Below are 13,591 nucleotides of genomic sequence, written 5' to 3'. Positions count from 1 at the left end.
AGATTGCCCTTCGGAGGCACTCCACCCATGACCGTCGAGTTGAACCACACCATCATCCACGCCCGGGACAACCGGGAGTCCGCCGAGTTCCTGGCCGGCATCCTGGGCCTCGAAGTCGGCGCCGCCTGGGGCCCGTTCGTCCCGGTCGCCACCGCCAACGGGGTCACCCTCGACTTCGCGTCCGTGCCGGCCGAGAAGATCGTCATGCAGCACTACGCGTTCCTGCTCTCCGACGAGGAGTTCGACGCCGCCTTCGAGCGGATCCGGCAGGCCGGGCTCGCCTACTGGGCCGACCCGGAGCAGAAGCTGCTGGGGCAGCTCAACCACCACCACGGCGGCCGCGGCCTCTACTTCATGGACCCGGCGGGCCACGGGATGGAGATCCTCACCCGGGCCTACGACGCCCACCAGTAGTCGCCGGACGTCTTCGAGGGGGCCTGCTGCCGGGACTCCGCAGCAGGCCCCCTCACGCTCGGGCCGGTGCTCAGCCCCGCATCAGCGCGTTGAGTTCGCCGTACGCGATGGCGTCCGCCAGGCAGTCGTAGGTGCCGGTGGCGGCCAGCTCGGCCGCCACCCGGCGCACCACCGCGTAGGCCGCCTCGGCGACCGAGGAGCCGAGGCTGACCCGCGCCACGCCCAGCTTCGACAGCTCGCCCACCGCCGGGGCACCCGGGCCGGCCAGGATGTTCAGCGGGGCCGGGATGCCCTCGGTGAGGGCGGCGATCAGCTCGACGTCGACGACGCCGGGCACGAAGATGCCGCTGGCGCCGGCGTCGAGGTAGGCCCGGGCGCGGTCCAGGGTCTCCTGGAGGCGGGTCTCCGGCGCGCCGGCGCCGAACAGGTAGGTGTCCAGCCGGGCGTTGACGTACAGCGGGATGCCGGCCCGGTCGGCCGCCGAGCGGGCGGCGGCGATCCGCTCGCACTGCTCGCCGACCGGACGCAGCGGGGAGTCGCCGCCGGCGTGGGCGTCCTCGATGTTGATGCCGACGGCCCCGGTGGCCAGGACCCGGGCGACCGTGTCGGCGACCTCGGCCGCGGTGGCGCCGAAGCCGCTCTCGATGTCGGCGGTGACCGGGACGGAGACCGCGTCCACCACGCGGGCGATCAACGCGAGGGCCTGGTCGCGGTCGAGGTGGTTGCCGTCCGCGGCCCCCAGGCCCCAGGCGACACCGGCGCTGGTGGTGGCGATGGCGGGGGCGCCCGCGGCCTCGACCAGGCGGGCGCTCGCGGCGTCCCAGACATTGGCCAGGGCCAGCGGAGCGGCGGGATCGTGCAGGGAGTGGAACAGCTGTGCGCTGTCGTGCTGAGCAGTCATGATCGCTATTGCACCAGCGGGAACCCCCGGCCGCTCGCGCTTTTCCGACAACACCGTCCTGTGATCCGCCTCACGGCCGGGTTCCGGCCGCCGCGGGACGGAACCGGCGGCACCCGGCGGCACGGTGACGCCTGCTCAGCGCGGCGTCCGGGCCGGCCGGGTTGTGATCAGCACGATGCAGACGGTGTCGCACGAATGCGGCAGCATGGTCGCCATGAGTCGTACGCGTGTGCCCAGGACCAGTGAGCTCCCCCGTCGGCTCGGCCGGCTCAGCCCGGTCGAGCGGCGGGTCTGGCAGGCCTTCCCGCACGGTGACCTGGTCGATCTCCGCAGCGGCGACGAGGCGGCGGACCGCCCCGCGGCGGCCGACGGGTGGGGTGCCGACCGGGTGGTGCGCGGCGAGGTGATCGCCGCGCTGCTGCTGGGCGCCCGGCCGGCGGTGGCCGGTGCGGTCTCGGCGCTGCGGCTGGTCGGGGCCCGGATCACCGGCGAACTCAGCGTGGGTCACGGGACGGTCGGCACCCAGCTGCTGTTGCAGGGCTGCCGGTTCGACGGGCCGGTGAGCCTGGACGAGGCGACCACCGGGCCGATCGACCTCAGCGGCTCCCGGCTGATCCGGCTCAGCGCGTACGGGGCGCAGGTGCAGGGCACCCTCGACCTGCGCAACGTGGTGGTCGAGGGCGACGACGAGCACGCGGTGTGGGCCGACGGCATCAACGTCGAGGGCAGCCTGCTGGCCGACAACCTGGTGGTCACCGGCTCGCTCAGCCTGATCAACGCGGTGATCAGCGGTCAGGTGACGCTGGACGGCGCGACCGTGACGCACCCCGAACCCGGCGGGAAGTCGCTGAACGCCGGTGGCGCCCGGATCGGCCGAAGCCTGCTGGCCCGGCGGCTGACGGCGACCGGCGAGGTGCGCCTGCCCGGTGCGCACATCGGCAGCGCTCTGATCTTCGACGGTGCGACACTGACCGGGCCGGAGGGCGTGGCCCTCTTCGCCGCCTCGATGACCGTGGCCAGTGAGGCCTCGTTCCGGATCGACCGGAGCGGCGCGGTGGAACGGCCCTTCACCCTGCACGGGTCGATGAGCCTGCTCGGCGTGCAGATCGGCGGCAGCCTGATGATGAGCGGGGCGCAGCTGCACCGCATCCCGCTGCCGCCCGGTGCCGAGGCCGAACCCGATCCCTCGGCGGAGCCCACCCCGGCCGAGTCCGCCCCGGCCGAGCCGACCGCCCCGGAATCACCCGCGACCGACAGGCCGCAGCGCGAGCGCCCGGTGCTGAACGCGAGCCGGATCACGGTCGCCGGCAGCGTGAACCTCACCAAGGACTTCACCACCGACGGGGAGGTCCGGCTGACCGGTGCCCGCTTCGGTCACCTGGACCTGCAGGGCATGACCAGCCCGGACGCGCTGCTGTCCCTCTACGGGGCGACCGCCGAGTCCGGGATCCGGGACGACCTGGCGTCCTGGCCGGGCCGGTTGAACCTGGACGGCTTCAGCTACGGTTCGTTCGCCAGGTACCTGGACGCCCGGGTGCGGATCCAGTTGCTGCGCCGCCAGGTGCGCAGCGGCCGGGCCGAGGTCGGCGGCTACCGGGCGCAGCCGTACGAGCAGTTGGCGGCCTACTACCGCGGGCTCGGCAACGACGGCGAGGCCCGCACCGTGCTGCTGGCCAAGATGCGTTCGCTCAGTGCCCAGCTGCCGTGGTGGCGACGGATACCCGGGCAGCTGCTGGACGCCCTGGTCGGCTACGGCTACCGGCCGATGCGGGCGGTCGGCTGGGCGGTCGCGCTGCTGGTCGCGGCGAGCGCGTACTTCAGCACGGTGCGGCCGCAGCACGTGAGCAGCGAGGACCAGTCGGTCTTCAACCCGGTGCTGTTCGCCGCCGACCACCTGATCCCGATCATCCACTTCGGGCAGGTCGACGCCTGGCAGTACCACGGGGTCCCCGCGGTGGTCACGGTGGTGCTGACCGTGCTCGGCTGGACGCTGGGCCTGGCGATAGCCGCGGCCGCCACCCGCACCTTCACCCGGAGTTGACGCTCTCGCCGGGTGGAGCGGGCGGCGGCCTCCTGCCCCCGGGATCCGGTCGCGCGGATCCCGGCGGGCAGCCCGCGCCGGGGCGACTCAGGCGGCGGTGCCACCGTTGTAGTCGCTGGTGAACGCGTTCTCCACCACCGACTCGACGCCGGTGTCGTTCAGGATGATGCCCAGCTCGCGGTTGTTGTCCAGCGAGTTGGTGCTCACGTTCATCGAGCCCAGCTCCACGGCGGCGGTGGGCAGCCCGTAGTCGGCGACGACGGCCTTGGCGTGGACGTAGAAGCCGGTGCTGGAGGAGTACCCCATCACGGTGGCGCCGGCGTTCTCGACCTCGGAGATCTGCGAGGAGTACGAGCTCGGGTGCTCCAGCACGACCCGCACGGTGACGCCCTTCTGGGCCTGGGCGGCGATCGCGTCCACCACGGCGGGGTCGCCGAACTCCTCCTCCTCGACGTCCAGCGTGGTGGTGGCGCCGTTGATGATCGAGAGCAGCCGGTCGCGGGAGTCGGTGGGCGACCAGAGCAGGTTGTCGCCGTCGCTCGGGGTGATCGAGGTGCTGGTGAAGTCGGCGTTGAAGACCTGCTCGATCGCGTTCACGTCGTTGGCGTCGGTGTCGAAGAGGCCGTAGTCGCGGCTGGTGGAGTAGTACTTCGCGGTGAGGTTGCCGGTCAGGATGAGCGAGGTGCTGCCGTCCACCGTGATGGTCTTCTGGTGGGTGAAGGTGTAGGCCGAGGAGGACCAGACCACGGGTATGCCGGCGGCGTTCAGCGCGTTGTAGGCCGAGTTGTTGACGGTGGTGCGGGTGCCGTCCAGGATCACCCGGACCTGGACGCCGGCCTGCTGGCGCTGGATCAGGTCGTTGACCACGGTGGTGTCGCTCAGCTCGTACATCGTCATGTCGAGTGTCTTGGTCGCCGAGTTGATGAAGTTGTAGATCGTCGGCTCGCTGCTGCTCAGGTCGAAGGCGAACGCGTTGTAGCCGGTGGTGGCGTGCGCGGGAACGGCCGTGGCGAGCGTCGCGGCGCAGGCGGTGAGGGCGAGCGCGGCGCGCCGGGCGGTGATGCCGAACATGCGGGTGTCTCCCGGGTGTCGAAGCTGAACGGCCCTGGTCGGACCGGCGACGGAAAGGACACCACGCGCGTAGACACCGGGGTAAGAGAGAGAAAGTTAACGTGACATGCACAGATTCAGGGAGAGTTGTGCGCGCACGGTTCCCGGCGATGGCTTGCTGATCATCCGTCACCATTCGTCCTGGCATGTTCCCGCCATGGCGGGTTCCGGCCCGGCGGAACCCCTACCGGGCCCTCGCCCCGGCCCCTGACGCTGGTCGCCAACACGGCTCGCCGGCCGGCCCCACACCGCGCCGGTGATCCGTCAAACCCCCACGTACCGAGGGAGATCGACCATGTCGTCCCAGGGTTCCCGGCTCGCCGCGGTGGTCGCGGCCGTCGCCTTCGCCGCCGCTGCGGCCTCCGCCGTCCCCGCCCAGGCCGCCGCCCCCGCGCACACCCCGGCCGGCTTCGGCCCGGCCGCCGTGCACACCGCCGCCCACCACCGCGGCGGGGTCCGCTACGACGGCGGCAGCGTCTGGGGCGGCTACGTTGCCCAGGGCAGCGGGTTCCAGAGCATCTCCGGCTCCTGGACCATGCCGCAGGTCACCTGCAACACCAGCAACGACCTGTTCGCGCCGTGGGTCGGCATCGACGGCTACGGCTCGCAGACCGTCGAGCAGACCGGCGTCCAGGTGGACTGCTCCAGCGGCTCGCCGGTGCTGTCCGGTTGGTACGAGATGTACCCGGCGGCGCCGCAGTACTTCAACGACCCGGTGTCGGCCGGTGACTCCTTCACCGGTTCGGTGACCACCGACGGTTCGGGCACCTACACCCTCACCCTGACCGACAACACCCAGGGGTGGACGGAGAACACCCAGCAGCAGCTGGACGGGCAGAACGTCAGCGCGGAGGCGGTCATCGAGTCCCCCTCGCAGAGCTACCCGTCCTTCAACGAGCTGGACTTCTCCAACATCACGGTGAACGGCCAGTCCTTCGACAGCGTCAGCCCGCAGGCGGTGGACAGCGGCCAGTACACCGAGACCGCCCTGCAGGGCGGCAACTTCTCCATCGTCCCGGCGGGCGGCGGCGGCTTCCAGCCGCACGCGGCGGGGCACCGGCCGGCGGCGATCCACTACTGACCCGACCACCGGTGGGGTCCGGCCCCGAGCGCTGCTGCAGTGCTCGGGGCCTTCCGCGTCCGCGTCCGTGGGCGTGGGCGTGCTGCGGTACCGCTCAGTCGACCAGGCCGAGCAGGACGCGGGCGGCCTCGCGGGCCTGGGCGGCGGGTGCGGGGGTGTCACAGAGGGCGGCCGTGGTGATCGCGCCCTCGGCGAGCAGCGCGAGGTGGGTGGCGGTGCCGGCCGGGGCGCCGGCGGCCCGGGCGAGGTCGGCGAGGTAGGCGTGGAACGCCTCCTTGTGCCGGCGGGCGGCCTCGGCCACCCGCGGTGCGGTGGCACCCAGCTCGCCGTAGGAGTTGACGAAGGCGCAGCCGCGGAAGCCCGGCTCGGCGAACCACCGGGCCAGCCAGTCGAAGACCGCCAGCAGCTGCTCGTCCGGCGTGGTGGCGGCGTCGGCCACGTGGTCGGCGAGCGCCGCGCGCCAGTGCCGGTCCCGGCGCTCCAGGTAGCCGGCGACCAGGTCGTCCTTGGCCGGGAAGAGCTGGTAGAGCCGGCGCAGCGTGACGCCGGCGGTGGTCCGGACGGCGTCCATGCCGACCGCCCGGATGCCCTGGGTGTAGAAGAGCTCCTCCGCCGCGTCGAGGATCCGGTCGTACGCCGGGTCGGTGTCGGCGCCGTCCGCGCCCCTGCTGGTGTCCATCTGCCGTGCCCTTTGCGTGAGAACCCTGGTTCTCATAGGGTAGCCGATGTCGTGAGAACGTTGGTTCTCACGTTTCGTCCGACGGCTGCACCGAGGAGACCGGCATGTCCGAACAGCGTCCGCCCCTGCCCCCGTTCACCGAGGAGGGGGCCCGACAGAAGGTCCGCGCGGCCGAGGACGGGTGGAACACCCGCGACCCGGCCCGGGTCGCCCTCGCCTACACGCCGGACAGCCGCTGGCGCAACCGCGCGGAGTTCGTCACCGGGCGGGCGGAGATCGTCGCTTTCCTGACCCGCAAGTGGCACCGCGAGCTGGAGTACCGGCTGATCAAGGAGCTGTGGGCGTACGGCGGCGACCGGATCGCCGTCCGCTTCGCCTACGAGTGGCACGACGAGGCCGGCCAGTGGCACCGCTCCTACGGCAACGAGAACTGGGAGTTCGACGCGGACGGCCTGATGGCGCACCGCCACGCCTCGATCAACGACCTGCCGATCGCCCCGGCCGAGCGCCTCTTCCACTGGCCGCTCGGCCGCCGCCCCGACGACCACCCGGGGCTGAGCGACCTCGGCCTGTGAGCGGCGCTACCCGGTGAACTCGGCCTGTGAGCGGCCCTGGCCGGCGAAGGAGATCCAGCAGTCCGGCGCCAGCTCGGGTCGCCCCGGCACCGCCCGGTGCTCCTCGTGCCAGGCGTCCCCGGCGATCCGGGTGGCGGCGCGGCGCCAGAACCGCACCGCGGCGGGGTTGGTGTCCTGGAAGGCGACCTCCCAGGGCCCCGGGTGCCGGGCCACCACCTCCTGCACGGCCCGCAGCCCGAGGCCCTGCCGGCGGGCCCCGCGCACCACGAAGAAGCTGTTCAGCACCCTGGTCGGCCCGGTCAGCGAGCGGACGAAGGCCAGGCCGACCGGGCGGTCCGCCCGGTGCAGCAGGTAGGCCGCCCAGTCGGGATCGGTCAGGGCCAGGCCCAACCGCTCGCTGCGGAAGCTGCCGTCCGGGTTCGGCAGGGTGCCCCCGAACTCGGACAGGTCGTGCCGGAAGAGCAGCCACAGCCGCTCCAGCAGCGGGCGGTCGGCCATGGTTGCGCGGCGGACGAGATCGGACACGGCAAGGACTCCTGGCGCGAGGAGGAGGGGAGCGCCCGGGGCGGATCCAGGCCGTCCGGGCATGAAAAAAGCCTCCCCGGCGGATCGAGGTCCGCGGCAGGAAGGCTTCGCGCTGGCATCATCAGTATAGCAGGTCGCCCGCTTGACGTGTCGTCAGTCCGCTCGGGACGCCCCGCGTCCGGGATCCGGCCCGCGCCACGGATCCGGCCCGCGCCACGGATCCGGCCCGCGCGGCATCCGAGTGCCAATCCCCGCCCGGGCAGCTCGCCCGCCGGGCGCCCGGGTAGAAGCCGAGGATGCCCCTTGCCCCAGGTGAGCTGATCGCCGCGGCCCGCCGCCGGCTGCGCGAGCCGGTGGTCGAGCAGACCGTGCGGGCCACCGCCGCGGCCACCCTCTCCTACCTCGTCGCGGTGCACCTGAGCAGCGAGCCCGCGCCGCTCACCGCCCCGCTGACCGCGCTGCTGGTGGTCCAGGTGACCCTCTACGCCACCCTGACCAACAGCATCCGCCGGGTGACCTCGGTGGTGGTCGGCGTGCTGATCGCGATCCTGTTCAGCTCGGTCGTCGGGCTCTCCTGGTGGAGCCTGGCGCTGACCATCCTGGCCGCGCTGACGGTCGGTCACTTCGTCCGGGTGGACGAGTACGTCAACGAGGTCGCGATCAGCGCGATGCTGGTGCTCGGCGTCACCCGGTTGGCCTCGCAGGCCTGGGACCGGGTGCTGGAGACACTGATCGGCGCCGTGGTCGGGCTGCTCTTCAACCTGCTCTTCGCACCGCCGGTCTGGGTCGACACCGCGAGCGAGTCGATCGAGGACCTCGCCCGCCGGGCCCGCCACCTGCTGCTGCACATCGGCGAGGAGCTGAGCGACCCGGTCCCGGTGGAGCGGGCCGCCTCCCGGCTGCACGAGGCGCGCCGGCTGGACCAGGCGATCGCCGGGGTGGACGCCGCGCTGCGCCAGGCCGAGGACAGCCTGCGGCTCAACCCGCGGATCCGGGAGGGCCTGCTCTCCCGGATCGTGCTGCGCACCGGCCTGGACACGCTGGAGATCTGCGTGGTGGTGATCCGGGTGCTGGCCCGCTCGCTCACCGACCTGGCCAAGCGCCGGGACGCTGGGGAGCGGCTGCTCGACCCCGAGGTGGCGCTCGCCACCGAGGAACTGCTCGGCCACCTGGGCGGTGCGCTGGTCAGCTTCGCGGTGCTGGTCACCACCCAGGTCGAGCGCAACGCCCAGGAGGCCGAGGACCGGCTGACCGCCGAACTCGCGGCCGCCTGGGCGACCAGGGAGAACGTGGCCCAGCTGCTGCTGCGCCGGGTGCAGGAGCACCCCGAGGCCTGGCAGTTGCACGGCGCGCTGCTGGCCGAGATGGACCGGATCCTGGACGAGCTGGACCTGGAGCACCGCTCGCGCCGGCTGATGGAGGAACTCGACCGGGTCGCGATGGCCAACCGCGCCCGGAACGGTCGCCTGGGCGGCGCGGCCCGCTGGACCGGCCGGCTGGTCGCCCCGTTCGGCCGTCGGTGAACGGGGGCCGACCCCCGGGCGCGGCGCCGGTAGCCTGCCGGACATGGCCGAGCAGCGCACCGTGGACCTCCGCACCGTGGACCTCCGCACCGTGGACCTCCGTTCCGACGACGTTCCTTCCGCCGACGTTCCTTCCGGCGACGTTCGTTCCGGCGACGTTCGTTTCGTCGACCCGGACGGGATCCGGCTGGCCTACCAGGTCGCGGGCCCGCCGCAGGCTCCGCCGCTGGTCCTGCTGCACGCCCTCGGCGAGCGCGCGAGCGACTGGGACGAGGTGCTGCCCGCGCTGACCGACCGTCACCGGGTGCACGCCCTCGACCTGCGCGGGCACGGCCGCACCGGCCCGGCGCCGCACTACTCGCTCGACCTGATGCGGGCCGACGTGCTCGGCTTCCTGGACGCGCTCGGCCTGGACCGGGTGGACCTGGTCGGCCACTCGATGGGCGGCGTGGTGGCCTACCTGCTGGCCGCGCACCAGCCGCGGCGGATCGCCCGCCTGGTGCTGGAGGACGTCCCGCTGCCCCGCCCCCGCGAGCCGGTGCCCCCGGTCCGGCCGGCCGGTGAGCTGGACTTCGACTGGGACATGGTGCTGGCCGTCCGCCGGCAGATCGACACCCCCGACCCGTCCTGGCTGGACCGGCTCGCCCTGATCACCGCCGACACCCTGGTGGTGGCCGGCGGCCCGACCAGCCACGTCCCGCAGCAGGGCGTGGCCGAACTGGCCGCCCGGATCCCGGGCGCCCGCCTGGTCACCATCCCCGCCGGTCACCTGGTCCACCGCGCCCGGCCGGCGGCCTTCACGGCGGAGCTCACCGCCTTCCTGCACGCCTCCGGGTGACCGGCGCGGGCCACCCGGAGGCGTGCCCGGACAGCGCGGGGGGGGGGGGGGGGGGGGGGGGGGGGGGGGGGGGGGGAGGGGGGGGGGGGGGGGGGGGGGGGGGGGGGGGGGGGGACGTACGTACCCCCCCCCCCCCCCCCCCCCCCCCCCCCCCCCCCCCCCCCCCCCCCCCCCCCCCCCCCCCCCCCCCCCCCCCCCCCCCCCCCCCCGCGGTGGCGCCGGATCAGACCAGGTCGTACCGGTCCAGGTCCATCACCTTGGCCCAGGCGGCGACGAAGTCCTTGACGAACTTCTCCTTCGCGTCGTCGGCCGCGTAGACCTCGGCGACCGCGCGCAGCTCGGAGTTCGAGCCGAAGACCAGGTCGGCCCGGCTGCCGGTCCACTTGACCTTGCCGCTCGCGTCGCGGCCCTCGAAGCTGCCGGCGTCCGCGGCGGTGGGCAGCCAGGTGGTGCCCAGGTCCAGCAGGTTGACGAAGAAGTCGTTGGTCAGCACACCGGGGGTCTCGGTGAGCACGCCGACCTGCGACTCCTGGTGGTTGGCGCCCAGCACCCGCAGGCCGCCGACCAGCACGGTCAGCTCGGGGGCGCTCAGGGTGAGCAGGTTGGCCCGGTCCAGCAGCAGGAACTCGGCCGGCAGGCGGTTGCCCTTGCCGAGGTAGTTGCGGAAGCCGTCGGCGGTCGGCTCCAGGGCGGCGAACGACTCGACGTCGGTCTGCTCCTGGGTGGCGTCCGTGCGGCCTGGGTGGAACGGGACCTCGATCCGGACACCGGCCTGCTCGGCGGCCCGCTCGACGGCCGCGCCGCCGGCGAGCACGATCAGGTCGGCGAGCGAGACCTTCTTGCCGCCGCTCTGCGCGGCGTTGAAGCCCTGCTGGATGCCCTCCAGGGTGCGCAGCACCCCGGCCAGCCGGTCCGGGTCGTTGACCTCCCAGCCCGCCTGCGGCTGCAGGCGCAGGCGGGCGCCGTTGGCACCGCCGCGCTTGTCGCTGCCGCGGAACGAGGAGGCCGCGGCCCACGCGGTGGCGACCAGCTGGCCGACGGTCAGGCCGGCGTCCAGCACCTGGGTCTTGAGCGCGGCGACGTCCGCGGCGTCGACCAGCGGGTGGTCCACGGCGGGCACCGGGTCCTGCCAGAGCAGCGACTCGCTCGGGACCTCGGGGCCGAGGTAGCGGGCGATCGGGCCCATGTCGCGGTGGGTCAGCTTGAACCAGGCGCGGGCGAAGGCGTCCGCGAACTCCTCCGGGTGCTCCAGGAAGCGGCGGGAGATCGGCTCGTAGGCCGGGTCCAGGCGCAGCGAGAGGTCGGTGGTGAGCATGGTCGGGGCGTGGCTCTTGGCCGCGTCGTGCGCGTCCGGCACGGTGCCCGCGCCGGCGCCGTCCTTCGGCTTCCACTGGTGGGCGCCGGCGGGGCTCTTGGTGAGCTCCCACTCGTAGCCGAACAGGGTCTCGAAGAAGCTGTTGTCCCAGGCGGTCGGGGTGGCCGTCCAGGCACCCTCCAGGCCGCTGGTGATGGCGTCGCCGCCCTTGCCGGTGCCGAAGGTGCTCTTCCAGCCCAGGCCCTGCTCCTCCAGCGGGGCGGCCTCGGGATCGGCGCCCACGTTGTCGGCGGGGCCGGCGCCGTGCGTCTTGCCGAAGGTGTGGCCGCCGGCGATCAGCGCGACGGTCTCCTCGTCGTTCATCGCCATCCGGCGGAAGGTCTCGCGGATGTCGCGGGCCGCGGCCAGCGGGTCCGGGTTGCCGTTGGGGCCCTCCGGGTTGACGTAGATCAGACCCATCTGGACCGCGCCGAGCGGGTTCTCCAGCTCGCGGTCACCGGTGTAGCGCTCGTCGCCCAGCCAGGTGCTCTCGGGGCCCCAGTAGACGTCCTCCTCCGGCTCCCAGACGTCCTCGCGGCCGCCGCCGAACCCGAAGGTGTCGAAGCCCATCCCCTCCAGTGCCACGTTGCCGGCGAGGATCATCAGGTCGGCCCAGGAGAGGCTCTGGCCGTACTTCTTCTTCACCGGCCACAGCAGGCGGCGGGCCTTGTCCAGGTTGGCGTTGTCCGGCCAGCTGTTCAGCGGCGCGAAGCGCTGCTGGCCGGCGCCGGCGCCACCGCGGCCGTCGCTGATCCGGTAGGTGCCGGCGCTGTGCCAGGCCATCCGGATGATGAACGGGCCGTAGTTGCCGTAGTCGGCGGGCCACCAGTCCTGCGAGGTGGTGAGCACCTCGGCGATCTCCCGCTTGACGGCGGGCAGGTCGAGGGACCGGAAGGCGGCGGCGTAGTCGAAGGCCTCGCCGAGCGGGTTCGCCACGGCGGGGTTCTTGGCGAGGATCTTCAGGTTCAGCTGGTTGGGCCACCACTGACGGTTGCCGCCACCCTGGGTCGGGTGCGGGGCACGCCCGTGTGCGACCGGGCAGCCTCCGGCGCCCTCCGGCGCGGCTGCGGCGTTTGCGTCATGGTTCTCAGACATGGGAATCCTTCCGGAGCAGACGGACCACGGTGCTCAGAACTGCGGGCGGTGGACAGGTGGGCTGACTTCCGCGGAGGAGGCCCGTCACCTCTCAGTCCCGTGCCGTACCGGAGCCATCCTGTCCCTTGGCTATCACCAAAACCGATCCTACGATGGACCGAGTCCAAGTCAAGAAGAACACCAAATCCGTGGCCGACGGGACCCCGGCTACGTCATATCCACTGGGCACCCCGGATACTCACCGGCGACGATCGGGCATCCCACCGAGGCTGAAAAGGTGAAGCGACATGAGCGACCTGCTGGAGCGACTGCGCGGGCGCGGCTGGCGGCTGACCTCCCAGCGGCGTGTCGTCGCGGAGGTGCTCGACGGTGACCACGTGCACCTGACCGCCGACGAGGTGCACGCGCGCGCCGCGCAGCGGTTGCCGGAGATCTCCCGGGCGACCGTCTACAACACGCTGGGCGAGCTGGTGCTGCTCGGCGAGGTCGCGGAGGTCTCCACCGACGGCCGGGCCAAGCGCTACGACCCCAACGCCCACCAGCCGCACCACCACCTGGTCTGCTCCGGCTGCGGGACCATCCGGGACGTCCACCCGGTCGGCGATCCGCTGGCCGACCTGCCGGTGGGCGAGCGTTTCGGCTTCGCCGTCGCCGAGGTCGAGGTGACCTACCGCGGGCTCTGCCCCGCCTGCCGCTGACGGGCGGCGCTCCCGCCTGCCACTGAGGGCCGGCGCTCTGCCCTGCCGGTGACGGCCCGGCCCGGTGGGCTGCGGCGGTGCGGCGTTGTCGGTGCTGTGCCGTAGGGTGCGCCCGCAGCCCACTCCGACCTCCGACCCAGGGAGATCCGCGTGTCCCGTCCCGCCCGGCTCGTCGCCACCCTCACCGCACCGCCGCCGGCCGCGGAGTCCGCCGGCGCACCGTCGGGCGGACTGCGGCTCACCGGTCTGCCGGGCCGTCAGGCCCTGCTGCAGCGCGGCGACACCGAGGTCCGGCACCGGCCGGTGGCCGGCACGCCGATAGCACCGGGGGAGGTCGAGCACCGCTTCCCGGCGCCCTGGCCGCAGCGGTACGGTCAGGTCGCGGTGGCGCCGGACGGGAGCCTGGCGGTCTTCACCGGGGTGCACGCGGTGCGGGCCGTCGACGCCGCCGGCGCGGTGCGCTGGGAGCTGGCGCACAGCTGCTGGGCCTGGGCCTGCCGGGCGGCGCACGCCGGGTTCGAGGAGTACGCGGACGACCGCGGCCACCGGTACGCCGACAGCGGCTCGGCCGGCTTCTCCGCCGACGGACGGCTCCTCTGGGCGCACGTGCGCGGACCGCTGGGCGAGGACGGCGCGGCGCCCGACCCGGCGGAGGAGTGGCTGCTGCTGGACCCGGCCGACGGCCGGGTGCTGGGGGGGGGGGGGGTTCTCTCCTCCCCCCCCTTCGCCTAGCCCCCCCCCCCCCCCCCCCCCCCCC

General features: G+C 73.4%; 13 protein-coding genes. 8 read left to right on the top strand and 5 right to left on the bottom strand.

Annotated elements, in window-relative coordinates; genetic code table 11:
- Positions 1 to 27 precede the first annotated feature (27 nt).
- On the top strand, positions 28 to 414 hold the full coding sequence (locus ACQRUO_RS00575) for a VOC family protein (protein ID WP_428313621.1): 387 nt from the start codon (positions 28 to 30) through the stop codon (positions 412 to 414).
- A gap of 70 nt (positions 415 to 484) precedes the next feature.
- Here the strand turns inward: ACQRUO_RS00575 and ACQRUO_RS00570 are convergent, their stop codons facing one another.
- On the bottom strand, positions 485 to 1,315 hold the full coding sequence (locus ACQRUO_RS00570) for an isocitrate lyase/PEP mutase family protein (RefSeq protein WP_428313620.1): 831 nt from the start codon (positions 1,313 to 1,315) through the stop codon (positions 485 to 487).
- Positions 1,316 to 1,529: 214 nt separating this feature from the next.
- Between ACQRUO_RS00570 and ACQRUO_RS00565 the strand changes: the two genes are divergently transcribed.
- Entirely contained in the window at positions 1,530 to 3,356 is a 1,827-nt protein-coding gene (locus ACQRUO_RS00565) for a hypothetical protein (protein WP_428313619.1), read from the top strand.
- Positions 3,357 to 3,443: 87 nt separating this feature from the next.
- Here the strand turns inward: ACQRUO_RS00565 and ACQRUO_RS00560 are convergent, their stop codons facing one another.
- On the bottom strand, positions 3,444 to 4,427 hold the full coding sequence (locus tag ACQRUO_RS00560) for a phospholipase D-like domain-containing protein (protein ID WP_428313618.1): 984 nt from the start codon (positions 4,425 to 4,427) through the stop codon (positions 3,444 to 3,446).
- 334 nt (positions 4,428 to 4,761) lie between these two features.
- Here ACQRUO_RS00560 and ACQRUO_RS00555 point away from each other — a divergent pair, with 334 nt between their 5' ends.
- Positions 4,762 to 5,547, top strand: coding sequence for a G1 family glutamic endopeptidase (locus tag ACQRUO_RS00555; protein WP_428313617.1), 786 nt, complete (start codon positions 4,762 to 4,764; stop codon positions 5,545 to 5,547).
- A gap of 94 nt (positions 5,548 to 5,641) precedes the next feature.
- Here ACQRUO_RS00555 and ACQRUO_RS00550 read toward each other — a convergent pair whose 3' ends face one another.
- Positions 5,642 to 6,226 (bottom strand): TetR/AcrR family transcriptional regulator, encoded by a 585-nt coding sequence (locus ACQRUO_RS00550; protein WP_428313616.1) that lies wholly within the window; start codon positions 6,224 to 6,226, stop codon positions 5,642 to 5,644.
- A gap of 104 nt (positions 6,227 to 6,330) precedes the next feature.
- On the opposite strand from ACQRUO_RS00550, the gene ACQRUO_RS00545 reads away from it, so the two are divergent.
- Positions 6,331 to 6,801 carry a DUF1348 family protein gene (locus ACQRUO_RS00545; protein ID WP_428313615.1) on the top strand — a complete coding sequence of 157 codons (471 nt, stop codon included), beginning with the start codon at positions 6,331 to 6,333 and terminating at the stop codon, positions 6,799 to 6,801.
- 6 nt (positions 6,802 to 6,807) lie between these two features.
- On the opposite strand, the gene ACQRUO_RS00540 is transcribed toward ACQRUO_RS00545, so the two are convergent.
- Complete coding sequence (locus ACQRUO_RS00540; protein WP_428313614.1) at positions 6,808 to 7,326, bottom strand: GNAT family N-acetyltransferase; 519 nt, start codon at positions 7,324 to 7,326, stop codon at positions 6,808 to 6,810.
- A gap of 296 nt (positions 7,327 to 7,622) precedes the next feature.
- On the opposite strand from ACQRUO_RS00540, the gene ACQRUO_RS00535 reads away from it, so the two are divergent.
- Positions 7,623 to 8,849: an aromatic acid exporter family protein gene (locus ACQRUO_RS00535; protein WP_428313613.1), complete on the top strand. Its 1,227-nt coding sequence runs from the start codon at positions 7,623 to 7,625 to the stop codon at positions 8,847 to 8,849.
- 43 nt (positions 8,850 to 8,892) lie between these two features.
- On the top strand, positions 8,893 to 9,687 hold the full coding sequence (locus ACQRUO_RS00530) for an alpha/beta fold hydrolase (RefSeq protein ID WP_428313612.1): 795 nt from the start codon (positions 8,893 to 8,895) through the stop codon (positions 9,685 to 9,687).
- A gap of 223 nt (positions 9,688 to 9,910) precedes the next feature.
- On the opposite strand, the gene katG is transcribed toward ACQRUO_RS00530, so the two are convergent.
- Complete coding sequence (katG, locus tag ACQRUO_RS00525; protein WP_428313611.1) at positions 9,911 to 12,136, bottom strand: catalase/peroxidase HPI; 2,226 nt, start codon at positions 12,134 to 12,136, stop codon at positions 9,911 to 9,913.
- 287 nt (positions 12,137 to 12,423) lie between these two features.
- Here katG and ACQRUO_RS00520 point away from each other — a divergent pair, with 287 nt between their 5' ends.
- Positions 12,424 to 12,834, top strand: a complete 411-nt coding sequence (locus ACQRUO_RS00520; protein ID WP_428313610.1) for a Fur family transcriptional regulator — start codon at positions 12,424 to 12,426, stop codon at positions 12,832 to 12,834.
- A gap of 150 nt (positions 12,835 to 12,984) precedes the next feature.
- Positions 12,985 to 13,566, top strand: a complete 582-nt coding sequence (locus ACQRUO_RS00515; RefSeq protein ID WP_428313609.1) for a hypothetical protein — start codon at positions 12,985 to 12,987, stop codon at positions 13,564 to 13,566.
- The last annotated feature ends 25 nt before the right edge of the window (positions 13,567 to 13,591 follow it).

The sequence above is a fragment of the Kitasatospora sp. LaBMicrA B282 genome (assembly GCF_050325825.1).
Classification (GTDB): Bacteria; Actinomycetota; Actinomycetes; order Streptomycetales; family Streptomycetaceae; genus Kitasatospora.
Note: the sequence above shows the minus strand (reverse complement) of the source record. Positions and strands in the feature narration are given on the sequence as shown.